Origin of the sequence: Natronoflexus pectinivorans (assembly GCF_004345615.1) — a bacterium.
GTDB lineage: Bacteria > Bacteroidota > Bacteroidia > Bacteroidales > Marinilabiliaceae > Natronoflexus > Natronoflexus pectinivorans.
This window is the reverse complement of the sequence record NZ_SLWK01000002.1, coordinates 234,440-258,072: the sequence shown is the minus strand read 5'-3', so window position 1 is coordinate 258,072 and position 23,633 is coordinate 234,440. Positions and strand designations below refer to the sequence as shown.

General features: G+C 41.1%; 17 protein-coding genes. 5 read left to right on the top strand and 12 right to left on the bottom strand.

Annotated elements, in window-relative coordinates:
* Positions 1 to 2 precede the first annotated feature (2 nt).
* Positions 3 to 2,138, bottom strand: coding sequence for a hypothetical protein (locus EV194_RS04465; protein ID WP_132432529.1), 2,136 nt, complete (start codon positions 2,136 to 2,138; stop codon positions 3 to 5).
* Positions 2,139 to 2,374: 236 nt separating this feature from the next.
* Between EV194_RS04465 and EV194_RS04460 the strand changes: the two genes are divergently transcribed.
* Together EV194_RS04460 and EV194_RS04455 are read left to right on the top strand one after the other, a co-directional pair.
* Positions 2,375 to 2,935, top strand: coding sequence for a helix-turn-helix domain-containing protein (locus tag EV194_RS04460; protein ID WP_132432527.1), 561 nt, complete (start codon positions 2,375 to 2,377; stop codon positions 2,933 to 2,935).
* 91 nt (positions 2,936 to 3,026) lie between these two features.
* The gene (locus EV194_RS04455; RefSeq protein WP_132432525.1) at positions 3,027 to 5,243 is read left to right on the top strand and encodes a heavy metal translocating P-type ATPase; all 2,217 of its coding nucleotides are present in this window, start codon (positions 3,027 to 3,029) and stop codon (positions 5,241 to 5,243) included.
* Between the two features lie 122 nt (positions 5,244 to 5,365).
* On the opposite strand, the gene EV194_RS04450 is transcribed toward EV194_RS04455, so the two are convergent.
* A complete protein-coding gene (locus EV194_RS04450; protein WP_132432523.1) occupies positions 5,366 to 7,444 on the bottom strand; it encodes a beta-galactosidase in 2,079 nt (692 codons plus the stop codon).
* Positions 7,445 to 8,037: 593 nt separating this feature from the next.
* On the opposite strand from EV194_RS04450, the gene EV194_RS04445 reads away from it, so the two are divergent.
* The 3 genes from EV194_RS04445 (at position 8,038) to EV194_RS04435 (ending at position 14,142) form a co-directional block, all read left to right on the top strand.
* Positions 8,038 to 8,559 carry an O-acetyl-ADP-ribose deacetylase gene (locus EV194_RS04445; RefSeq protein WP_132432521.1) on the top strand — a complete coding sequence of 174 codons (522 nt, stop codon included), beginning with the start codon at positions 8,038 to 8,040 and terminating at the stop codon, positions 8,557 to 8,559.
* Between the two features lie 345 nt (positions 8,560 to 8,904).
* A complete protein-coding gene (locus EV194_RS04440) occupies positions 8,905 to 10,626 on the top strand; it encodes a T9SS type A sorting domain-containing protein (protein WP_132432519.1) in 1,722 nt (573 codons plus the stop codon).
* A 261-nt stretch (positions 10,627 to 10,887) separates the two neighbouring features.
* Positions 10,888 to 14,142: a chitobiase/beta-hexosaminidase C-terminal domain-containing protein gene (locus EV194_RS04435; RefSeq protein WP_132432517.1), complete on the top strand. Its 3,255-nt coding sequence runs from the start codon at positions 10,888 to 10,890 to the stop codon at positions 14,140 to 14,142.
* 194 nt (positions 14,143 to 14,336) lie between these two features.
* Here the strand turns inward: EV194_RS04435 and EV194_RS04430 are convergent, their stop codons facing one another.
* The 10 genes from EV194_RS04430 to EV194_RS04385 all read right to left on the bottom strand — a co-directional run bounded on the left by EV194_RS04430 (position 14,337) and on the right by EV194_RS04385 (position 23,373).
* The gene (locus EV194_RS04430; protein WP_132432515.1) at positions 14,337 to 14,534 is read right to left on the bottom strand and encodes a hypothetical protein; all 198 of its coding nucleotides are present in this window, start codon (positions 14,532 to 14,534) and stop codon (positions 14,337 to 14,339) included.
* Between the two features lie 286 nt (positions 14,535 to 14,820).
* Entirely contained in the window at positions 14,821 to 15,246 is a 426-nt protein-coding gene (locus EV194_RS04425) for a DUF2752 domain-containing protein (RefSeq protein WP_165921799.1), read from the bottom strand.
* Complete coding sequence (locus EV194_RS17195; RefSeq protein ID WP_207915907.1) at positions 15,227 to 15,415, bottom strand: LITAF-like zinc ribbon domain-containing protein; 189 nt, start codon at positions 15,413 to 15,415, stop codon at positions 15,227 to 15,229. The genes EV194_RS04425 and EV194_RS17195 overlap by 20 nt, the downstream gene beginning before the upstream one ends.
* A gap of 374 nt (positions 15,416 to 15,789) precedes the next feature.
* Positions 15,790 to 16,245, bottom strand: coding sequence for a V-type ATP synthase subunit K (locus tag EV194_RS04415; protein WP_079556250.1), 456 nt, complete (start codon positions 16,243 to 16,245; stop codon positions 15,790 to 15,792).
* A 32-nt stretch (positions 16,246 to 16,277) separates the two neighbouring features.
* Positions 16,278 to 18,104, bottom strand: coding sequence for a V-type ATP synthase subunit I (locus tag EV194_RS04410; protein ID WP_243699329.1), 1,827 nt, complete (start codon positions 18,102 to 18,104; stop codon positions 16,278 to 16,280).
* Positions 18,105 to 18,112: 8 nt separating this feature from the next.
* Positions 18,113 to 18,712 (bottom strand): V-type ATP synthase subunit D, encoded by a 600-nt coding sequence (locus EV194_RS04405; RefSeq protein ID WP_132432507.1) that lies wholly within the window; start codon positions 18,710 to 18,712, stop codon positions 18,113 to 18,115.
* A gap of 89 nt (positions 18,713 to 18,801) precedes the next feature.
* Complete coding sequence (locus EV194_RS04400; protein ID WP_132432505.1) at positions 18,802 to 20,121, bottom strand: V-type ATP synthase subunit B; 1,320 nt, start codon at positions 20,119 to 20,121, stop codon at positions 18,802 to 18,804.
* 24 nt (positions 20,122 to 20,145) lie between these two features.
* Complete coding sequence (locus EV194_RS04395) at positions 20,146 to 21,912, bottom strand: V-type ATP synthase subunit A (RefSeq protein WP_132432503.1); 1,767 nt, start codon at positions 21,910 to 21,912, stop codon at positions 20,146 to 20,148.
* The gene (locus tag EV194_RS04390) at positions 21,896 to 22,762 is read right to left on the bottom strand and encodes a DUF2764 family protein (RefSeq protein ID WP_243699328.1); all 867 of its coding nucleotides are present in this window, start codon (positions 22,760 to 22,762) and stop codon (positions 21,896 to 21,898) included. The genes EV194_RS04395 and EV194_RS04390 overlap by 17 nt, the downstream gene beginning before the upstream one ends.
* A complete protein-coding gene (locus tag EV194_RS04385) occupies positions 22,759 to 23,373 on the bottom strand; it encodes a V-type ATP synthase subunit E (protein WP_132432501.1) in 615 nt (204 codons plus the stop codon). Before EV194_RS04385 ends, EV194_RS04390 begins: the two co-directional genes overlap by 4 nt.
* Positions 23,374 to 23,633: the final 260 nt, after the last annotated feature.

Here is a 23,633-nt window from a genome sequence, read left to right as displayed (position 1 = left end):
GTTTAATGAAGTGGCTTAAGACCTTCATACCTCACCTTCCATGTACCATCGTTAGGAAATCCGGATTTAGCCTTTGTGTTTTGCATGGTACACATCATGGCAACAGCGGTAAGCAATCCCCCATTTCCCGGCAAATACAATGAAAGGTCATCATCCTGATAGTTATGCCCATTAAGAAGATAGGTGTTCTTTTGTGTTTCCATTAATAACAAATCCACCGCCAAATGCTGTCGTCCCAATTTGGCGGCATTCATCGCAGCCATTGGAAAATCCCATCCCCAACAAGTCTCCCAGTGCCATTTTTCCATAATGGCATCTAAAGTATTGTTTAAATAATCATGATCAACCATGGGTGTTTCTGGTAAAATTCCTAAAAGCCCCAACACCATCGGATGGTCGGTCAGGTAGTTTTCATTTGAATATGAATCGGGAGCAGACTCGGTAAAAAGATAAAGTCCGTCCTTCATCGGGAGAGGGGACAATTTATCAATCACATCCTGCCATTGCGGATTTCGCTCAAGCCCGCTTTTTTCGCGCCACCGTTGCGCTGTTTCCAATCCCCAATGCCAATAAGCCAGTTCAAATGCAGGATTAATGGTTATCTCAGGAGTAAATCTCTCCTGAGCAGGAATTAACGCTGGCCCTAGTAAATATTCATCTCTGGCTGTGTCGTATCGCGCATAACTGGCCATAAATTCCGCCGTTTCCATAACCAAAGGAATGAACCTCTCAACTACAGAAGAATCATTTCCCATCGAACGATATAAAAGGTCGGCAAAATAGATGATATGGGGTTGTTGCCAAATAAGGAATACACCTATGGAACTGGGACTTTCTAATCCTGAAGGATCTGTCATCTTTTGCCAACGCACACCCTCATATCCTTGCAATTGAGCCATTTCACGTGCCTTATCCTTGATATCATAATAAAAATCAAGCTGTTGAAGAATTAAATCCTCTCGTCCCCAAAGAATAAAGTGAATGCCATGCCACCAATGCATTTCCAGGTGAAACTTTCCATGCCAGCTGTTGTAGGTAAGACCAGTCTCTTGCGGCGGATATGATCCGGTGCATTGAATTTTGGTTAAATACTGAGAAAGAATCACCCGCCGCTCCAGTTCAAAAGCTCTTTCATCTTTTGAACCGGAAAAATCCACAGCGCCACCAATGTTCCAAAACTCACTCCAGGCCTGACGATTAGTGCACCTTACGTCATTAAAATCAAACATAATGTCGCTTTGCTCTTCTGAAAATAATGCACCAAAAGTAAGTGTATTGCTATTTTTATCCGGTCGAAGCACAAAGTAATGATCCTCTTTTTTGTTGATTGATGCCGCACCTTCCCATTGGAGGGATGTATGATAAACGATTTCACCCAGTTCTCTTGTAAATAAAACTTTTTCATCCCCCTCCCATCGCAATGTCGTAGAATGATCCTTAGGTCTCGAAAAGTCGTTACCAGAGTTAAATTTTTCTGAACGCGGATATGAAAAACGGAAATTAACTGCCAATTGACCCGTCTTAATTAAAGGAGAGTTTATCTTCACAGCAACACGATCTACCTTTTGATCGCACATGGTAATAACTTCCACCGGCACGCCATCGAAGTAGAATTTGCTGGATATTTCACCAGTCCACAAGTTCAGTTTCTGTTGCGGGTTAACAATATCTTCCGGCGAAACCGGACTGCCATCTGATTTTGTCAATTCAAGGCCAATGATTCCTAAATGAATCCGATGTGGGCTCTCCCTCAACCAGGCCGTGGCTCTGTTTTCACGGTTATCCTCTCCGTCTTCAAACTGATAAAAATAGGGGATGGAATCGTCGCCAACCTGATAGTAGCGAGTTACATCAGAAAAAGAATAATTTCCGGCATTGGGAAATGAGTGCCACCCCCAATCAGAGAACGTTCCCAATGGTACACCAGCCTCATATTTATCCGGAAAAGTTTGTAAACCGGTAATATCCACTGTAAAAGCAAATCCACCATTACCAATGGTCAGGCTGTTAAAAATATCAGGATCTGAATGCTCAATATTATGTCGGTTAACAAGGCTGTAACGGTCAATTGGCTTCTCTACGGCACAGGAAACCAAACTTAACACCATTAAAACAAGACAGAAGCGAGTCAGAATCATTATATTTATTTTTAATAAATTACAATAGATCGTTAGACTTATAGATTATTAGATATTAAACACAAGTAAGCTTATTATTATCAGCTAATTAGATATCATTGCAGCAAATTCATAAACGTTTGATAATTAGGTAAATAAAAAAGCTCAACAAACTATTAAAATGAAATAAATGTATAAAAATTGAAAACATTTAACAACCCATCAGTAATTTGATTGTTATTTTTTAAACAAAATATATGAAGTTGTATATTAAAAACATGGTTTGCAACCGTTGTATTCTGGTGATTGAAAATCTGGTTAAGGATTCCGGCTTTCATGTAATAAAAACTGAACTGGGTGAGGTTGAGATTATGGAAGAACTAAATCCTGAACAGATAAAACTCATTGAAAGCAAGTTAAAACCATTGGGTTTTAACTTAATCGGGAATAGAAAGGCACAAATCATAGAAAAGATAAAAACATCCATCATCAAACTTATTCACCATTCTGAAGAAGCTCCGAACATCAACCTTTCCGCATATCTCACAAATCTGGTAAATTACGACTACAACTACATCAGCAACATATTTAGCGAAACCGAAGGAAAACCAATTGAGAAGTTCTACATCACGCAAAAAATTGAAAAGGCAAAGGAGTTATTGGTATATGATGAACTTAGTCTAAGTCAGATTGCTGATAAACTAAACTATTCCAGCGTGGCGTATCTCAGCAGTCAGTTCAAAAAAATGACAGGATTAACTCCATCGCATTTTAAAAAAATAAAAGAGAAAAAAAGAAATTCTCTGGACTATCTGTAAATATTGTAAATCATTTACGAAAAAGTATAACACGTCTCCCCCCATGTTTTTGCAATTTTGTTGTTAATAACAACAATAAAAAGACAGTACAATGAAAACCCAATCTTCAGTTACCAATAAAAGATATGCCATCACAGGACTTTCCTGTGCCTCGTGCGCCATCAATGCCGAAAAAACACTCAATAAACAAAATGGCGTAAATAGTGCTTCGGTAAATTTTGCAGATGCATCGGCACATATTGAATATGACGATGCAATTGTTTCACCCGCCGATTTTAAGGAAGCTCTTAATTCAATTGGTTACGATATTCTCATTGATGAATCCGTTGAGCAGGAAGACATCTATAAGGAGGCTCACAATAAAGCGCGTAAAAATATGTGGTGGGCCATCGCATTTTCCATGCCGGTGATGGTCATAGGTATGTTCTTCATGAACATACCTTATGCCAATTATATCATGTGGGCGTTAACGACTCCTGTTTTGATGGTATTTGGCCGGCAGTTTTTCATAAATGGATGGAAACAGGCACGACATTTCACGGCCAATATGGACACTCTGGTAGCTCTGAGTACAGGTATTGCCTACATTTTCAGTGTTTTCAACACCGTTTATCCGCAGTTTTGGCACCACCAGGGACTTCATGCACACGTGTGGTTTGAAGCCGCTGCAGTGATCGTCGCCTTTATTTTAGTTGGGCGCTTTCTTGAAGAGAAGGCCAAATCAAACACCTCATCGGCCATCCGGAAACTGATGGGACTGCAGCCAAAACAGGTGATTAAAATTGATAAAAACGGAAAAACACAGATTGCTGATATCTCCGAAATCAGCAAAGGAGAAATTCTTCTGGTGCGCCCCGGTGATAAAATTCCTGTGGATGCAAAAGTGATTTTTGGCGAATCCTTTGTCGATGAAAGCATGATTTCGGGAGAACCTATTCCTGTGGAGAAACAGAAGGGCGACCAGGTTCTTGCCGGCACGGTAAACCAAAAAGGAAGTTTGAGAATTGTGGCCCAAAAAGTTGGCAAAGAGACCATGCTTTCGCAAATCATTGAGATGGTACAGAAAGCACAGGCCAGCAAAGCGCCTGTGCAAAAACTGGTGGATAAAATTGCTTCTGTTTTTGTGCCGGTGGTCATCGTCATTGCACTCATCAGTTTCATTGCATGGATTTTTCTGTCAGAACAAAATGCCTTTACTCAGGCATTGCTCGCTTTTATTACGGTGTTGATCATTGCCTGTCCGTGTGCTTTGGGGCTTGCCACACCAACGGCCATCATGGTTGGAGTGGGCAAAGGGGCCGAAAACGGCATTCTGATTAAAGATGCAGAAAGTTTGGAGTTGGCTCACAACATCGACACAGTAGTGTTGGACAAAACAGGAACCATAACCATTGGCAAACCTGAAGTCACCGATGAGATTTGGAAACCGGAAGAAGAATCAAAACTCCGCTCCATCCTGTTGGCCATAGAATCGCAATCGGAACATCCTCTGGCAGAGGCCGTCTGCAAGTCTCTGCAAAACTCACAAACAGTAGATGTTACAATTTCGAACTTCTCAAGCATTACGGGAAGGGGAGCGAAGGCCATCGTAGATGATCAAAAGTGGCTTGTGGGAAACCGCCTATTGATGGATGAAAATAATATCGAACTTTCTCCTGATTGGGAACAACAGATTGAGCAATTTCACGATGAAGCCAAAACTGTGATTTACTTTGCAAACAGCATGCAGGTAATGGCTGTTATAGCCATTACCGACGAGATAAAGCCCACTTCGGCCAAAGCCGTTGAGAAACTTCATGCCAGCGGCATTGAAGTTTATATGCTCACCGGCGACAACCATGAAACAGCAAAAGTAATTGCTCAAAGAGCCGGAATTGAACATTTCAAAGCAGAAGTTCTTCCATCACAAAAAGGAGATTTTGTAAAAGAACTTCGCCAAAAAGGGAAAAAAGTGGCCATGGTGGGCGATGGCATTAACGACAGCGAGGCTTTGGCTTTGGCAGACGTAAGCATTGCCATGGGGCAAGGCACCGATATAGCTATGGACGTGGCAAAAATCACGTTGATGTCGTCGGATCTGGAACAGATTCCAAAAGCCATTCAACTCTCAAAACATACAGTAAAAACCATTAAGGAGAATCTCTTTTGGGCATTTATTTATAATGTCATTGCCATTCCGGTGGCAGCCGGCCTACTCTATCCATTTACAGGATTTCTGCTAGACCCGATGGTAGCCGGTGCAGCCATGGCGTTGAGTTCGGTATCGGTGGTTAGTAACAGCCTGAGATTAAAAATGAAGAAGCTTTAAATTAAAAACCAGATAATCAAACCATGTACAACCACAAAGCCAGAAAAGATAAATCTTTTCTGGCTTTGCTTTCAAAGTGATTATATTCGTTGGCCGCCACCAAAAAATTCAACTAAATCTTCTTACTCAATCCAAACCAAAACACCAGGAGATGCTAGTTTTCTCTCCCCGATTATGATTTTCGCATTCTCAGGCAGTGGCATTTCAAAAGTTTCAGAACTATAATTTACTGCCACTCGAAATCCATCTCTCCAGTATGAGAATACTCCCTGCGGAAGGTCAGATACAGGCAAGCCTCGTTTTTCAAATAGCGAACGTATCAGCTCTTTTTCCAATTCGCCCGATTCAGTATCCACTCCAATGTAAGTAACAGTTCCACTTCCGGCTACACGATGGGTAACAGCGCTTTTACCTGCATAGAACTGGTCGGCGTACCTGGCTATTGCATACTCTTCTTTATAAGGGTTTAATAACTCACCCCACACATTCCACTGATACTTATTGCCATTCATCTCCACAGTTGCGTGGCGATAGCCAGGTAACATATCATAACCGGATATTTCTGCCCCAATAAGGTCGTAAATTGGGGCACTCCAGCCAGCTTCCCAGAAATGTCCAAACCGATTTTTCTTGGCTGTACGACATGTAACAATAAGGTTTCCACCCTGGTATGCGTAATTCGAAAGTTTTTCAATCAAGGCAGAATCTACCGCCTGATAGGCAGGAACTATCAATGTTGGATAGCGTTTCCAATCGCAGGTTTCTGAAACGTAATCTACGGGGGCATCAATAGATTTGAGAATCTGATGATACTTAAGGGTATGATCCCAGATGTTCCATCGATGATTTTGGGGCTGACGATTATGATCCCACATATTATCGTGACTCCATAAAATTGCCGTCGCTTTCGCTGCATAATCTTTCGGCATTTCAGCATTAACATCCATACCCTCAAGCATCTTAACTTCTTCTATAAACCTGATGTACTCCTCTCCTCCCTGAGAAGGAGTAACACCGTCTGTTCTCAACATGCCATCGTGATATTGCTCAACGCCATATATTTTTTGCCTGAAACGATATGAACTGGCCAATCTGGAGCCGGCACCAAAACAATGATACAACCACATATGAACCGTTCCCGGCATCAACATGGAGTTTGAGTTGGCCCAATTTACCTGCCCAGGTTGAATTTCCAGAACTCCGGTAACTCCGTTAATAGGTCTGAAATAATCGTTGGCCAGCATTAAGGAAGTATGATTGCCCAACCTGAATCCATTTTCTCCCAAATTGGGACTGCCATTATTCGGGTATGAAGTATAAGAGATAAAATCAAGATTCCGGGTTAAACGGGGGTCGGCATTGCCAGGTACAGCCACGTAGTTGGTTGTGATAAACTGATTGGGATTAATATACTCCCGTAAGATCAAGGCCTGCCGATCGAGATCGTTGGCTTGTACCCACGCTGTAAACCTTCTGAAATCCAAAACTGCATGCGGATTATTCCCCCACCAGTCAATGGATGCTGTATTATGAATCCGCACCTCATCAAAACTGCTGTAGGTAATACTCCAAAACGCAGTTCCCCATGCATAATTAAGTGCATCGATGGTTTCATAACGATCCTTCAGCCATTGACGAAAAGCTTCTTGCGCTGCAGGACTGTAATCGTCCTTGGCATAAGGTTCATTGTCAAGCTGCCAGCCCCATACGTGCGGGTTATCTCCATAACGCCTGCCCATTTCACGGATGATTTTCTCCGACAATTCAATGTATTTAGCACTTACTAAGGAGTTGTTCTGTCTGGATCCATGCTCAGCCCGCCGATACTGGTTATTCATGAGATAAACATCGGGATATTTAATGCCCATCCAAACAGGAATGGTTGCAGTGGGAGTACAGAGCATGACTTTAAGACCGTTTTTCGCAGCCAGTTCAATGGCTCGGTCAAGCCAATCAAAATCATAAACACCCTCACTTGGCTCCAGAAATGCCCAGGCAAACTCTGCCATGTGCACAAACTCAAAACCCATCTCGGCCATCTTCTCAAAATCTCTCTCCCACTGATGTTCAGGCCAGTGCTCGGGATAATAAAATGCACCGGGAATCAACAATCTATCCTCGGGAAAAAAACGGTTTGCATCCTGCCCCCAAACATGGAACAGCAATGCAGAAAACAATAAACAAATTGTAATCTTTCGCATATCATTCAGGTTTTTGTGATTAAGTGGCAAGGATAGAGTTGCAAGATAATACATCTGTGATAAACCACAATCGTTTATAGTGTTTTATTTACACTATAGACAATCAAGACTTTCATTCTACACTGACAGATTAAAACATTCTTTCTCGACAAAATCAGGGGGTTCAGCCATGGTTGTAAAAATGAATTCGAGATCGTTCCATCGGTGGACAATCTATAACATAAGGCAATAAAAATACAACTGACCGACTAATTAAGATAGATTTCTCGCTCTGCCCGAAATGACAAAACCTTCAGGAGGCCAAGACGAGCAAACCGAGAAATCTGCTACGCGATTATTATCGTGTAAAAACCTAGTCGGAAAGCAGTGAATTATTTCATTAATGCCACTAAATAGACTAACTTAAAGGTTCGTTTTAAATACAACAGTTGTTAATCTTTTTTATTTACCTAATTATCAAACGTTTATGAATCTACCGCAACAACACTTAATTAGCTGACTATGTGATACTTACTTGCGTCTTAAATCTAATTCCGAGATATTCGGGACTAACTATCTATTGTAAATAGGAATTACCAAAAATCTCCATTCTCATGCAATCAACCATTGAAATCGTGATGGGTGACATCACCAAAATTAAATGCGATGCCATTGTTAATGCAGCCAAAAGCAGTCTGACTGGAGGTGGTGGTGTAGATGGAGCCATTCACAAAGCCGGCGGCTCGACTATTTTAGATGAGTGCAAACTAATTGTCGCTCAATCGGGTGAATGTCCAACCGGCGAAGCCGTCATTACCTCAGCCGGTAAGCTTCCTGCCAAATATGTAATTCATACCGTTGGCCCCGTTTGGGAAGGTGGTACCCAAAGCGAACCTGAAAAACTTGCCAACTGCTACCGAAACTCCTTGTTTCTAGCCCAAGAGCATGGCTGCACCTCCATTGCTTTTCCCAACATCAGCGCAGGGGTTTATGGATACCCAAAGAAAGATGCAGCGAAAATTGCATACCATACGGTAAAGCAAACACTCTCGCAAACACCCGCCATCAAAAAGGTCGTTTTCGTATGCTTTGATGAGGAGAACTATCAGTTGATGCTTAAAGAATCCGGCAAATAATTGATAAAGATGAGCTGGCAACAAAATCTTTACATGAATTCATTGAAAATTTGATTTATTGATGGTAATTTTAAGAAGATAAACGCAGAGACAGGGAGACGCAAAGGTCTTTTTATTGCTGATTCAAGTTTCAAAAAGATTTAATTCAAGGTTTTAGCCGACATCTGTCATTTGGAATAAAGAGTTATTTTGTTATTTTTATGAAACAGCTATTGGCATAACGCATAAGCGCTATAGAGATCCGGCCTGCATTATGATTAGAAATCCTATAGACAAATATGATTTTTAACTTATTATCTAAAGAAAATAATCACAGTTATAAATGTTTAATATAAAAATGAAATTATGAAACGAATTTTACTCAAAAAAGCCATCCTTATTTTATTTGTATTGATTCCTGCCTTATCTTTTTCTCAATCAGTTACAATTGAAATGAGACCTGCACAGATAGACATTTCGACGCCAACCTCCAAAAGTGCAATTCTGGTAACATTAACGGACTACGAGAGGGATGATGCACGTTATCGGCTCTTTAACAGTTCAAACCAATATAGATGTTGGGATAGTGAATCAAGCCGATATATCACATCCACCAGTTATGCTGATGCACCACTTGTACTAGGAACCCCCTCTTCATCAACAACCTTCTGGATTTTGTTTGAAAGAGGAAATAACATTAGCACTGCGGCGACTTATAGAGACAGACTCGGCCCTAATTATGGCTCAAACTATCAAACACAAGCCCTACCAGCAGCCCAAGAAATAACGAACCCTGTTTATATAACTCAAAATGATATAGTTTTTGATCATTCAGACTATTCTGAAAAACATGTCGTTTTAGCGTTTGATGCTGCAAGTAATTTGATTTCTGCTACGTCAACTGATGATGAAGGCAACTTCACCCTTGTTTATGAAGCAGGTACAGTATTAGCACATCTTGAGTTAAGATCCGTGCTTAATGATGTTCTAGATACCAAAGCACTAGAAATAACAAAAGTCTCAGCCCCCACCTTCACCCCCAACGGCGGGAACTTTTTTGAGGAAGTAGAAGTAACCATCAGCAGTGCTACTGATGGAGCAACAGTTTTCTATAAAACCAATGAAGAGGATGAGTGGGAAACATACACCGAAGCTTTTACCATATCTGAAACCACCACCGTTTGGGCTTATGCCGAAATGGAAGACATGGACGATAGTGATGTTTCTTCTGCTACGTTCCAATTCCCCATTGAAGTCAGTTCCATTGCTGAACTGCGTGATGGAAATACCGACGGGACATATTACCATCTAACAAGTGAAGTATTCCTTACATTCGCCACAAGCAACCGCAATCAAAAATTTGTTCAAGACGCAACCGGTGCAGTTTTAATAGATGATGATGAAGGAATTATTACAACCCAATACGATCTATATGATGGTATTAAAGATATTGTTGGAACACTTAGCGTGTTTCAGGATATGCTACAATTAATACCCGCTAAAAACACTCCTGAAGCGAATAGCGTAAACAACAGCATTACGCCTGAAGTAGTTACATTAGAGGACTTAACCTCTGCTCATCAAGGAATGCTCGTTACAATCCTTAAAGCAACCATCGATCCTGCCGGGGATGAAACTTTTGCCGAACCCGAAACATACAGTATCTCAGATGACTCCGGGTCTGGATCCTTAAGGGTTTATGCCAATGATCTGGATTTTATTGGCGAAGCTATCCCAACAGCGGCACAGGATATTACAGGAGTCATTCACCAAAGATTTGCAGTACTAAGACTGGTTCCTCGATTCGCAGCAGATATAACCCCATCATCAACCGTCAACATTCCTTTGAATGAAACCGGTAGCTTTTCCATCTTCCCCAACCCTGTAAAGGATGTTCTGAGCATCAACTCAGCTGAGGCCATCAGATTGGTGGAGGTTTACAATGCTGTTGGCAGTTTGGTTCTCTCTTCAGCTAAAAACGCCACAGATGTTACACTGAACATGAGCAACTTGCCCGGTGGAATTTATTTAGTTAAACTAACCTATACAGATGGAACCATCGCAGTGCAGAAAGTTGTTAAACAGTAAATATTAAACGGTTAATTCAGACTCATTTTCTTGCAAGAGAAGTTAACCACAAAGAACACGAAGAACACACAAGGAGCGCAAAGGTTTTATAGCCTTTGCGCTCTTTGCATAAAACTTAGTAAACTTTGAGGTTTAGTTTTTCACTTCAGAGAAAGTCGCGCTTACAATTAACAAATAATTGACTAAGATCAACTTGAACAACCGAAAATTAAAAACTAAATTTATGGTCAAATAAATACAAATATTAAAAACCATGTTGTTATGAAGAACTTTATACTCAAATCTTTTCTACTTAGTTTTCTTTCTGTTTTTTGGATTAACCAATTAAACGGACAGTATGTTGTAGATTTTGAAGACGCAACCAAAGGAAGCTACGGTTCTGGAACAGTAAACCTCAATGGCATTGATTGGAATATGACCGAAGCATTAATTGGAGGAAACGAACCTGCCGATTGGAAAAACGGAGAACGATCAGCCAGGATGAGAGGATATGGCATTTCTTCGATGACTATGCTTGAAGACTTGGAGGATGGATTAGGTACAATTTCTTTTTATTACAGAAGGTATGGAACTGATGCTCAGGTTGACTGGATAGTTGAATATAGTACAGATGCAGGAGATAGCTGGACACAAATTGGCAGTGACTTTACTGCGCCATCATCAGATGACGTTCAACTATTCTCAGAAACTGTAAATATTGAAGGAAACGTAAGAATACGAATTAAACGAGCAACGGAATCAGGTACAGCTAACAGGCGGTTAAACATTGATGATATTACAATGACCGCCTTCGACCCCGATGCACCACAAATAGTTGCCAATCCGACCTTTTCTCCGGCATCAGGCAACCTATTTGAACCCACAGAGGTTTCCATCACCACATCAACCGCCGATGCTGATGTTTATTACAAAACATCGGAAGAGGGGGATTGGATTCTTTACGAAGGAGCCATCATGGTTTCTGAAAACACCACCATCTGGGCTTATGCTGAAAAAGAAGATATGGAAGACAGTGATGTGGTGAGTGCCTCTTACCTTTTCCCCATTGAAGTTGCCAGCATAGCAGAACTGAGGAACGCTGAAAGAAACAACAATTTCTACACCATTGCGGGAGAGGTAGTCATTACATACTTTACCGAAAATAGCAGGAATCAGGTTTACATTCAGGATAAGGATGGCAGCGAAGCTCTTCTGATTGATGATAGCAGTGGTACCATCACCACTGAATATGAGTTGTATGATGGCATTTCAGGTCTAACCGGACAAATCACCGGTTTCCGCAGAATGATGCAATTTGTTCCTGCGGTTGACCCAGGCAATGCTGCCTCGCAAAACAATGAAATGACTCCCCAGACGGTTTCCATAGAAGATCTAAACACATCATTCACCAATGATACAGCCGATTATCAGGGTCAATTGATAAAACTGGAAAATGTACTTATCGTTACCGAGGCAGAAGAGTTCGCACTAGGAGCGGCCTATCAATTGCGCGATTTCCATGGCCAAACCCTCACTATGCGCACCCCATACCCCGATAAAGATTATCTGGAAGAGTCCATCCCGGGCAGATGGCAAAATCTGACAGGTGTAATTCTTCAGGAAGACGACCTGGTCATTTTTATTCCAAGATTTTTAAGTGATTTTGAAGAATCTGACATCAATGATGATCTTGCAGCCATGCCGGCAATTGATCCTGCCGGAGGCTATTTCATCGAACCCGTAGATGTAAGCATCACAACAGAAACCGAAGATGGTACCATATGGTATAATTTCACTGCACCCGATTCAGATGAATCTGAATGGATTGAATACACCGGAACCATTACCATTACTGAATCTTCGAACATTTGGGCCAAAACTAAAAAAGAGGGAATGAATGACAGTCCTCTTGCCCATGCATATTTCGACTTCCCGGATCCTATGGTTGTGCCATTTATGACAAAGTTCTCTGTAGCGGAATACTGGGATTTGGTTTCTGGTGCGACCTCCTACGGACAAAAACATTATGAAGAGGGAGGCTGGTACTTTACGGCTGAAAATTCTATTCGTGATACAGATATTACATTTGAGGAATCTAACTATTCTTTAAGAAACCGTGATGACTTAACCATCACAAATCTGTTGCCTATTGACGGACTGGGAGGTTTCAGACTTTGGCTAAGAGATTGGAGAAATTCTCCCAAAGCCGATCGCGAAATTCATATCAGTTTCGACGGAGGAGAAAACTTCACCATGATTGATGTAATTGATGCCAATTGGGCTCAGGATGAGGATGACTTTTATCCTTTCACATACTATTTCCAGGATGGTGCACAAAGTTTCTCAGCAGAGCAAATTGTTGTTGTTTTTTATGGTGATACAAACAATAATAACCGAATGCGCATAGGCGCTTTCGAAGCACTGGAAGAAAGCAATGTTGTTGCAACTCCATCAATAACTCCAAACGGAGGAGTTCTTTTTGAGCCCACGCCGGTTGCCATTGAGACGTCAACAACAGATGCCACCATTTGGTACAAAACAACAGAGGATGGAGATTGGGTTCTTTACGAGGAAGAGATTTTCGTATCTGAGAACACAACCATATGGGCTTACGCAGGGAAAGACGAAATGGAGGACAGCGAAGTAGCGTCTGCCACCTTTACCTTCCCAATAGAAGTCGCATCTATTGAAGACCTCAGAAAAGTTGAGCGTAACAATGATTACTACAGAATTACAGGTGAAGTGGTATTTACCTTCTTCACATCAAACCGTAATCAAAAATACATTCAGGATAAAGATGGTGAGGCCGCCATTTTAATTGATGATAACAGTGGTATTATTACCGGTGATTATGATCTTTATGACGGAATAACAGGTTTAACCGGACAGCTAACAGGTTATGAAGGAATGCTTCAGTTTGTTCCGTCTACCGATCCGGGTGCAGCGACTTCTAATGAGAATACGATAGTTCCTCAGGAAGTTTCGCTGCTGACTTTAATCACTGCATTAACCAATGACACTTCCGATTATCAAGCCAGGCTTGTAATAGTCAAAGATCTGACCATTGACACAGAAGAATCTATTTTTGAAGCAGGTACCAGCTATGCTCTGACTGATGCTGAGGATTACAGCCTAATATTACGCACAGCATACGCAGATCTCGATTATATTGATATGGAAATTACTGACAAGAAATATCATATAACAGGGGTAATTCTGCAATTCAGAGACGACATACAATTGGTTCCACGCGCTTGGGCTGATTTTGAAGAGGTGATTGAATCAGGATTAAACTCCGCTGAGGCTCATGGTTACAGTCTAACACCCAACCCGACAAAGGATGTTTTAACCATTCATTCACCGGATGTTATAAGCTCAATAAAGCTATATAACATTACAGGTTCATTGGTACGATCTGAAACTGCAAATTCATCAAATCACAACATTAATATAAGTGATTTACCAAGTGGTATTTACCTGGTAAAAATCACCAATATTGATGGAGAGGTAGTTTTGAGTAGAATCCTTAAAAAATAGGAGATTAAGATTTATATACAAAACAGGGTTGTCGTTTCCGACAACCCTGTTTTATTTCATACAATAGAAATATTCAGTCAGATTCTGTTTATTTAAAATTCATCGAACTATTCTATTCGTATAATTCAGAATGCACCAGGATGAATAAACACATCATAAGACATGCTTAAGGCAAATTAGAAATGAATTCACGGCTACTGTGCTCCATTTTTCTTTTTCCTCTCCTCCCTATCCTGAGATGTGGCACAACTGATCCCTCGCTTAGTCAGTTCCTTGTTACCTCCAACATGGGTGTTTACCATGCCGCCTTTCTTCTTCAGGAACACACCAACCGAAAATAAAACGGCTACAACGGCCATTAATGCAATGGCTAACAATAATACTTTAAACATAGTTATTTAATGTAATGACATAAAATCACATTCCTTTCAAAAGAATAAAGATAGATGAGATCTTTTAGAAAAGGAAGTTGTTTAATTTATAAAATCGAGACTGTCCGATAAAATCTCAGGCAAAATGACAAATGAGGTTTCCCCACAGGACACGGGAAAATGCGCGCAATTCATCTCTACCAATATACTGCGCCCAACTGCACGTTCTCGCTAGGTGATGCAATGATCCAGACGAAACGGACTAAGAATTAGCAAAACAATTATAGTGACGTAGCAATAATTATAATCACCAAAAGTCATACCCCAAAGTCAGGATGATCAACCAATTTACGCCAAGCACAACAAAGAAGGCAATTACAATCCCTTTAGGGATTGTAATCATCCGGTTCTTAATAATCGCCTTTACAGAGATGAAGATCATAAAAATCTGGTAAATAACAAGAACCAACCACAAAGGATTCAAATTAAGACTTCGACCCAAATCTCCGGAAACAGCATGACAAACTGCGCGCGAATAACCGCATGTAGGACACGGAACCGCGGTCAATGAGCGAAAAAGACAACTTATTCCAAATTCACCTGAACAAGTAACAAAAGGGTACAACAAAGTAGCTGAGCAGGTAAAAAGGATCAGCAAATATATGATTTTTCCTGTTTGGCTAAGAATTCCCTCCCTATCAAGCGCTATATGTTTACCCAAGTCTGCTGCCACATCGAGCACACTTTCTCACCTCTTCCTTTGTACCGTCAACCACAAAAGGAATCCAGAATAACGGGAGGCAAAAAAACAAAAGAACCACAAACAGAACCCAGCCTGTTGAAGAGATTCTTTTTTCGAAAACGGGAGTCCCTTCATAACTACAGAAAGGGCATTTTAGCATAATAGAATGATACATAAGGGCAAGTAAATAAGGATTAATAGTTTTTGACCATTCGGGCAAAAACAGTTTTCAAATATAATAAAAATAGCCAGAAAGCGATTTTTTTTGTTAAAAAAAAGCTGTCTGGCTATAAGGCTCAATATTGATAATTAGAAGAGCGACTGTCTGATAATAAAGATAGTTAACGCTAACCAAAAATTTTACAGGTAACACGTAGAGAAAAATGCTAAAACAACAACACTATGCGTTTTTGTTAACCTCTCATGTAAGACATCTTCTATTCAATAAACTCATAATTATTAAACTGTCAAGCTTTAAAATGCTCAAAAAACATCAAAGTTATGACATTCCTTCACTTTATTGATGGCCAAAAATTAAGCAACAGATTGACCAATAAGGAATGCTGCTGCCAAAGCAATGATTGAATATAGCTCAGGAAATACAGCCAAAACGATGGTTTTACCTCCAACATCATGACCTGAACTAACTGCAGCAATACCGTTGGCACAAATAGTCCCCTGACCATAAGAAGAGAACAAACCAGCTACTCCAACAGCCATTCCGGCTCCTAAAACAGCAGCACCTTGCAACCAGGTTGGGTCAGTAAGGAGTCCGAAAAAATTACTCATCAAGAAATAACCGGCAAAACCATATAATCCCTGACTACCGGGCAAAGCCGTTAATAATAGAAAAGTACCCAATCCATCAGGCTTCTTTTTCAATGCTCCAACAGCAGCACTTCCGGCAATTGAACATCCAAATGCACTTCCTGTTCCGGCTAATCCAACCATTAAACCGATTCCGATGTAAGCTAATACAATAGGTTCCATTTTTTTTGTTTTAATTTGAAATCAACGATTATTTATTCTACACTGTTTTCGGCAAAAGGCGCATAGGCCTTTCCGCCTCCGGTGAAACCGGCATTTTTATAAAATTCCACAAATGTCAAACGAATGGGATGGACAAATGCACCCAAACCTGCCATAAAAATGGTCATACTGTGCCCTATAACTAATACAAGAACCATCACAAGAGGGCCTAAAATAATGTTATCAGGCTTTAAGCTAAAGGCCAACTGGTTAAACACAAAACCAAGAATGGCGCTGGAAATTCCCAGGGCAAACAGACGAATGTATGAAAGTATATCTCCTACTAACCCGGTGAGCATTCCGTAAACATCCCATAATCCGGCCAGAAAGTTCATTAGAATGTTTCTTTTGGGATTATTAAATAACAAGATCAATGCTCCCGAACCAATAAGCACCCCATTCTGACTGTATGATGCAACTGTTTCATCAAATGCTCCTGTTATTTTAAGCAGATAGGTTACGCCACTTCCAATAAGCAATATGAGCCACCCAACGGTACTGTATGCATATCTAAAACTGCGTGCAATGGAAATATTTATAATCTTCAGCACCATTGCAAAGAGTATCTGAATCACACCCAGAGATAGTGCCAGATAGAACATGTAACTGGGGTCAATCATATACTGTTTAAACTTCTCGAGCCAAGCCACTTCGGTCTCCATCAGATTGATTCCTAGGAAAGTTCCGGTAAAAACACCAAAAACCACCGTGGATAACCCCAACCATTGCGCCAGAGTAAGAATACGTCTGAATTTTTCATCTTTTACTTTGGCATATTTCAACCAAAAGGCAATGGCGATGATCAACAATCCATAGCCGGCGTCGCCCAACGCAAATCCAAAAAACAGCATATAAAATGGAGCAAAGAAAGGAACTAAGTCCAACTCCTTACTATTTGGCAGCTCATACATGTTGCCAATTGGCTCAAACAACCGCGCAAAACGATTATTTTTCAACAAAACAGGCACCTTTTCGTCATCACGACTATTTTTAGCGATATAAAGGATGTTCTGCTTATCCAGGTAACTGTTTAACTCTTCGACTTTCGGTTTCGGCACCCAGCCTTCAATTAACATCACCTGATCTTCTACTTCTTTCTCAGTTTGATGCCAGGCATTGCTCTCATCCAGGTCTCCTTTCACAACATTGGCATGCTCAAGTAATTCATCCATGCAATGTGCGGCAATAAGATCCAACTCTGAGTTGACAACCGCTATCTCCTTTTTAATCTCTTCCTGCTCCTTGCGAATTGTCCCTAAAGATTTATCGGGTAATTGCAACTCCTCTGCTCCGGGAAGTTCAATGGCATCCTCAGTTCTATTCACGCTCTTATCAATCATTAAAAAATAGCGATAATCGCCCTGATCACTGATTACCTGAATGAAAAACTCATCCTCCCAGGCCGGGTCGTATTGTTTTGTCCGACAAACCAAAAATCGGAAATAAACTCCGGAATTTTCAAGTTCCTTCACCCGATCAATGGAGAAGTCGCCCCAAGGCAATAACTGCTGGGCTTCTTTATCTAGATGCCCCACCTGTTGATTCAACTGTTCGAGTGTACCTTCCACTTCCCGAATACGATTCAACACCTCTTCCCCACTCTTCAAAGCCGGTTTGTCTCCTTCCACCTGCTTATCTTTAACCCTGTCGCGCATCTGACCAATGGTACGGGTCAGATCGGTGTGTGAACGAAAAAGTTCCTGCATTTCAGATGTAGGCTCCTTTCGCTTGGTTTCTATGTGTAACACACCCAGGCGTTTCAAATCTTTTAGAAATGATTTATAGTCGGCATGATATACCAGAAACGAATATTTAAGCATTGGTACTATCATAACTGCACCTCCTGTTCCTGTCGGGTTTTGACAATCTTCTGCGCCGATTTGGACAAATTCTCCTCATCCTCCAGGAATCGTTTGATTTTCCTCATAGCATCCTCAAATCCCGGAATCTGAACTTTTTCATACAGGTTCACTTTTTGGGTGGTTTTCTTCCGAGCATGTTCTAGCAGTTCCATTTTTCGGAGCCACACCTCCCGGTTGATGCTAATTTCGGCCAGTTTTCTCAGGATGTCAATCCCATCGGGAAACCAAACCGGTTTATTAAAAGGATTATACGGAGCAATATCAAACTTTACCTCATCAAGCACAGGCGTCTGGACGCCGGCAATTTTCTTTACCGTCAGATTTACATCCTCAACCCTTAAAAGCGATGCATCAAACTCTCCCCAAAGCCTCACCATGTTGTCATAGCGCTTAAGTTCCTGTTCCAGCTCCTTTTCAAGTTTGATAGCCATGTCTTTGGCGCGCTTTACCTCGCTTCGCAACGCCGACTCCTTGTTTTTAAGCGTTGGTAAAGCTCGCTGACGCACCTTCAACTGCTTGTCAAGGATTTGAAGCGATGTTTTATTATATTGAAATTTTATTGCCATCTTAAAAACAGATATTTAGACTATAAGACATTAGACTGCTAGATATCAGACAAATAGATATAAGATGATTAGACAAATCTATCAAACATCTATTTTTGCCAGTATTTTTCAGTAAACTCCCCTTTGACACCTACCTCAGCCTTATTGAAATGCTTAGAGAACAGTTCCCATGCGATGTTCAGCATGGTATCAGTATCCACATTCACATCAATAGCCAGAAGTTTATCTGAATAAGATTTGGCAAACTCCAGAGTACGTTCATCGTAATCGGTGAGATCGAAACCATTTTCTAACTTTGTACGGGCGTTGGCTGCATCTGCATAAAGACGAATAGCTGCATTCATCACTTGAGGGTGATCTTCGCGAGTCTGTTTTCCGATAACCAATTGCTTTAATCGTGACAATGAGCGGAATGGGTCAACAATTACTTTACCAATGTCTGTATCGCGACGCAAGAACAACTGACCCTCCGTGATATAACCTGTATTATCTGGAATAGCGTGGGTAATGTCACCACCCGACAGCGTTGTAACAGCAATGATCGTAATTGATCCTCCCGATGGGAATTGAACCGCTTTTTCGTATATACGAGCCAAATCAGAGTAAAGAGATCCCGGCATACTATCTTTTGATGGAATTTGATCCATACGGTTGGATACAATACTCAATGCATCGGCAAAGAGGGTCATATCCGTAAGAAGCACCAACACACTCTCGTTTTTATCAACGGCAAAATATTCTGCTGCTGTAAGAGCCATATCCGGCACCAAAAGACGCTCCACCGGCGGATCGTCTGTGGTATTAACGAAACTCACGATGCGATCCAGTTCTCCTGCATTTTCAAATATATTTTTAAAAAAGAGGTAGTCGTCGTTGGTCAATCCCATACCACCAAGAATAATTTTATCAGCTTTAGCACGTAATGCCACACTTGCCATCACCTGATTATAAGGTTGGTCGGGATCGGCAAAGAATGGGATCTTCTGCCCCGAAACAAGACTGTTATTGAGATCGATACCGGCAATACCTGTAGCAATTAACTGCGAAGGCTGTTTACGGCGTACCGGGTTTACCGAAGGGCTACCGATATCCCGAACTTCGCCTTCCACATGGGGACCGCCATCAATGGGATCTCCAAAGGCGTTAAAAAAACGTCCGCCCAAATCATCACTAACCTTAAGCTGTGGTGGGCGTCCCATGAATGTAACCTCTGCATTGGTAGGAATTCCTTCAGTTCCGGAAAACACCTGCAAGGTTACCTCATCGCCCATCAACTTTACTACCTGTGCCATGCGGCCATGAACAGTGGCTATTTCATCATAGCCTACATCAGCCGCCTTTAATGTTACAGTTGCCTTGGTGATGTTGTTCAGTTTGGTATATATTTTTTGAAATGCCTGACTTTCCATTATCAATAATTTTCAGGTTACAAATTAATTTCTCCGTTCCTTTATTAGATCTTCCAGCCTGTTCTCATGCTTTTTAAACTCTTCTGATTCAAATTCAGAATAGTTCATCTGCTTAAAGAAATTAATGATCTCTTTAAAGAAACCGGATACCTCCTCAAAATGTGCAAACTCAAATTCAGAATCGGCCACCTTAAGCACTTTTGCCAACATATATTTTTGGCGTTTCATAGGGGTTGAAGCATCAATCGAGTCAAAAGCATCCTGCTGAAGAATAACGAAGTCCACCAGTTCAGATTTCCAGAATCTGTCGTGGAAAGAGATGGGTACTCCATCATCACCCAGAATATTGATCTGCTCCATGGCTTCTTTTCCACGCAGCAAAACATCTTTGGCTTTAAGTACTTCGCCCAACCACTCTTCCCCTACCACTTCTACCAGGTTTTCCTGTACTTCAGGATATTCAAGATATTTTGAGTAGCTATCGATAGGATCAATGGCCGGATATCGCTTGCTGTCTGCACGAGCTTGAGAAAGCCCGTAGAAACAACGCGCAGCCTTACGTGTACTTTCGGTAACTGGTTCTTTCAGGTTTCCTCCGGCTGGTGATACGGTTCCAATGAATGTAATGGATCCGGTCTCTCCGTTTGGAAGATAAACAAAGCCTGCACGGGCATAGAAATTGGAAATAACTGCTGAAAGATCCATTGGGAAAGCATCGGGTCCCGGAAGTTCTTCCAAACGGTTTGACATTTCACGCAAAGCCTGAGCCCATCGTGATGTTGAGTCGGCCATAAGCAACACCTTCAATCCCATAGTACGATAATACTCCGCCAAAGTCATGGCTGTGTAAACAGACGCTTCACGCGCTGCCACAGGCATGTTTGAAGTATTTGCAATAATGGTTGTACGTTCAATCAGTTTTCTTCCTGTACGTGGGTCATCAAGTTCGGGAAATTCCGTAAAGATTTCCACAACCTCGTTGGCACGCTCTCCACAAGCTGCGATAATCACGATATCTGCTTCCGCCTGTTTTGAGATGGCATGCTGCAACACGGTTTTTCCGGTACCGAAGGGACCGGGAATAAAACCTGTACCTCCTTCAGTTATGGGATTCAATGTATCAATACAACGGACTCCTGTCTCCAGCAATTTAAAAGGACGAGGTTTATGTTTATAAACCTTAACAGGCATTTTAACAGGCCACTTCTGAACCATGGTCAGAGGAATCTCCTTTCCATCCTCATCCACAACTACGGCAATGGTTTCATCAACGGTGTATTCTCCTTCATCCACCACCGACTTCACCTCGTATCGTTTTTCCATTTTAAATGGCACCATAATTCTGTGCGGAATGCTGTTTTCCATCACTTCACCAAGCCAGCTACCTGCAGAGACAGTCTCTCCTGCTTTTGCCAATGGTTTAAATTCCCATTTTACTTCTCGGTTTAGTGGGTCGGTATATTCACCCCTTGTGAGGAAAACGCCATCCATTTTATCCAGGTCGTTCTGCAAACCGTCGTAGTTGCGGGATAAGATTCCCGGCCCCAAAGTTACTTCAAGCATGTGCCCCTCAAACTCAACATCAGAGCCTACTCTAACGCCACGGGTACTTTCAAACACCTGGACATAAGCATTAACGCCTATCACTTTAATAACCTCTGCCATGAGCCGCTCATCGTTGTGGTAAATGAAGCAGATCTCATTCTGCGCCACCGGGCCGTCGACTTTTACGGTCACCAGGTTGGCCACAATTCCGGCAACTTTTCCTGTGGTTTTATTTTTTCTTTCCATATGCTAATGTAAATTCTTCCGGAATCTGAAAGTCTGATTCAAGATCTTTCAGCAATTGATTAAACATCTCTTTCCCTTTTTCGCTGTCAAGACTCATCCATCGCTCCACTATGAACAACTTAAGCAAAAAGGCAAGCACTTTTTCGATGGTGAAATAGTTGAAGAACGTGATCTCATCTAAAAATTGCCATTTATGGTTATCTAATTTTAGTTCCCTGTCGACCATATTTTCAGACTCGAAAATCTGAATCAGCAGCTCGATATCTGTTATTTGATTATAGAGCCCGAAGTCCCGTGTTCTGCTCTTTTTTAATGCTGAAGTAACTTCATCATCTCCAACCAGATGCTCATCAAACTTCATGTTATACTTGCGGGCGTTGAGAGTCATCATTAAATTTCCAATATTTTTTTGGTACATAGATACCTCGCGGACAAACTCATTTGAGCTATCCAAAAGGAAATTAAAATAACCTTCCGTGAGCATTTGCTCTGCCTGATGATAGTTCTCCACCAGTTCCTCCCCATGAAACCTTTCAAGAAATTCGATCATGTAGGCAGGCACAAAATCTGGATCAGCTGCTTCAATGCTTTTTCTATCCTGCAATTTCTCCATAACATCTTTTGAGATGTTACCGCGTTCATCCCAATCCTTCTCTTTTTTGAATAAAATATTAAGAAGGTTTATATGATCGTATGGCAAAAACATCAATTCCACCAGAGCAAAGTCCTTTTGATTCACCTCGTCTCTGAGCAATTCACGCATATCGGACGATGATATAAGCACTTTTTTATCATCAAGTGCAATATCAGGAAGTCCGGCCACTAAAGCATAATAGTTTTTTTGCATCATTTCTTCTCCTCAAAAAGAAGTTCACTGGTTTTGGGACGCAAATAGGTTTTAAAGAAGTTGATAAAATCCTGATCACTAAAGCTGATTTGATAACTTCCGTCAGCAGGACCAACCTTAAATCCGGATTTTACACCATCAGAAAATGCAAGTTCCAAACCTTTGTTTAATTCATCGGCCAACTGGTTTTTGAAATGTTTCTCCAACTCCTTTTGATTCTTTTCGGACAACACCACCTTGATATCCAGACTTTCTTTTTCAGCCCAGCCTTTAACCATCTGTACAACCACCTCCTGAAGAAAGTCAATATTATTGAACAGTTCTTTTACTCCTGGTTGAACAGCTTTCATGGTGACCAGCGATGCCAAATCCTGCTTTAATGCAGCTACAGCCTGATTAATGGACATTTTAAGTTCAGATTCCACATGCTTTTTAAGTGTTTCAGCTTTCTCCTCAGCCTCCTTAACAATGGATTCAGCACTTTTTCGGGCATCCTTTTCGAGAGAAGCAGCTTTTTCTTTTGCCTCATTAATGATGGCTTCTGCCTCCTGCCGGGCCTTCTCAACGCCCTCATTATAAATTTTTTCAGTTAACTCCTGAATTTTTGTTTGCATAACATTTCATTTTTGACGCTGTTGCAAGTATTTAATTGTTTATTTTGTTAAAAATTGATATAAAAAAAGGGTTTACAGACGATGTTATCGCCTGTAAACCCTCTTTAGTGTATGTGCAGTTTAACCGATACCGGTAAAGCATTTCTCATAAATATATTGCCTTGATTTTCTTCAACCAAACACGTAAAAATAAACTATTCCTAGAAGCTGTACAAGAAAATGAACAGCGTACACCATCGAATCTTATATAAACACATTCT

Bases quoted from the DNA above. Each gene is read 5' to 3' on its own strand.
- EV194_RS04465 (WP_132432529.1), bottom strand. From the start codon at position 2,138: ATGATTCTGACTCGCTTCTGTCTTGTTTTAATGGTGTTAAGTTTGGTT.
- EV194_RS04460 (WP_132432527.1), top strand. From the start codon at position 2,375: ATGAAGTTGTATATTAAAAACATGGTTTGCAACCGTTGTATTCTGGTG.
- EV194_RS04455 (WP_132432525.1), top strand. From the start codon at position 3,027: ATGAAAACCCAATCTTCAGTTACCAATAAAAGATATGCCATCACAGGA.
- EV194_RS04450 (WP_132432523.1), bottom strand. From the start codon at position 7,444: ATGCGAAAGATTACAATTTGTTTATTGTTTTCTGCATTGCTGTTCCAT.
- EV194_RS04445 (WP_132432521.1), top strand. From the start codon at position 8,038: ATGCAATCAACCATTGAAATCGTGATGGGTGACATCACCAAAATTAAA.
- EV194_RS04440 (WP_132432519.1), top strand. From the start codon at position 8,905: ATGAAACGAATTTTACTCAAAAAAGCCATCCTTATTTTATTTGTATTG.
- EV194_RS04435 (WP_132432517.1), top strand. From the start codon at position 10,888: ATGAAGAACTTTATACTCAAATCTTTTCTACTTAGTTTTCTTTCTGTT.
- EV194_RS04430 (WP_132432515.1), bottom strand. From the start codon at position 14,534: ATGTTTAAAGTATTATTGTTAGCCATTGCATTAATGGCCGTTGTAGCC.
- EV194_RS17195 (WP_207915907.1), bottom strand. From the start codon at position 15,415: ATGCTAAAATGCCCTTTCTGTAGTTATGAAGGGACTCCCGTTTTCGAA.
- EV194_RS04415 (WP_079556250.1), bottom strand. From the start codon at position 16,245: ATGGAACCTATTGTATTAGCTTACATCGGAATCGGTTTAATGGTTGGA.
- EV194_RS04410 (WP_243699329.1), bottom strand. From the start codon at position 18,104: ATGCTTAAATATTCGTTTCTGGTATATCATGCCGACTATAAATCATTT.
- EV194_RS04405 (WP_132432507.1), bottom strand. From the start codon at position 18,712: ATGGCAATAAAATTTCAATATAATAAAACATCGCTTCAAATCCTTGAC.
- EV194_RS04400 (WP_132432505.1), bottom strand. From the start codon at position 20,121: ATGGAAAGTCAGGCATTTCAAAAAATATATACCAAACTGAACAACATC.
- EV194_RS04395 (WP_132432503.1), bottom strand. From the start codon at position 21,912: ATGGAAAGAAAAAATAAAACCACAGGAAAAGTTGCCGGAATTGTGGCC.
- EV194_RS04390 (WP_243699328.1), bottom strand. From the start codon at position 22,762: ATGATGCAAAAAAACTATTATGCTTTAGTGGCCGGACTTCCTGATATT.
- EV194_RS04385 (WP_132432501.1), bottom strand. From the start codon at position 23,373: ATGCAAACAAAAATTCAGGAGTTAACTGAAAAAATTTATAATGAGGGC.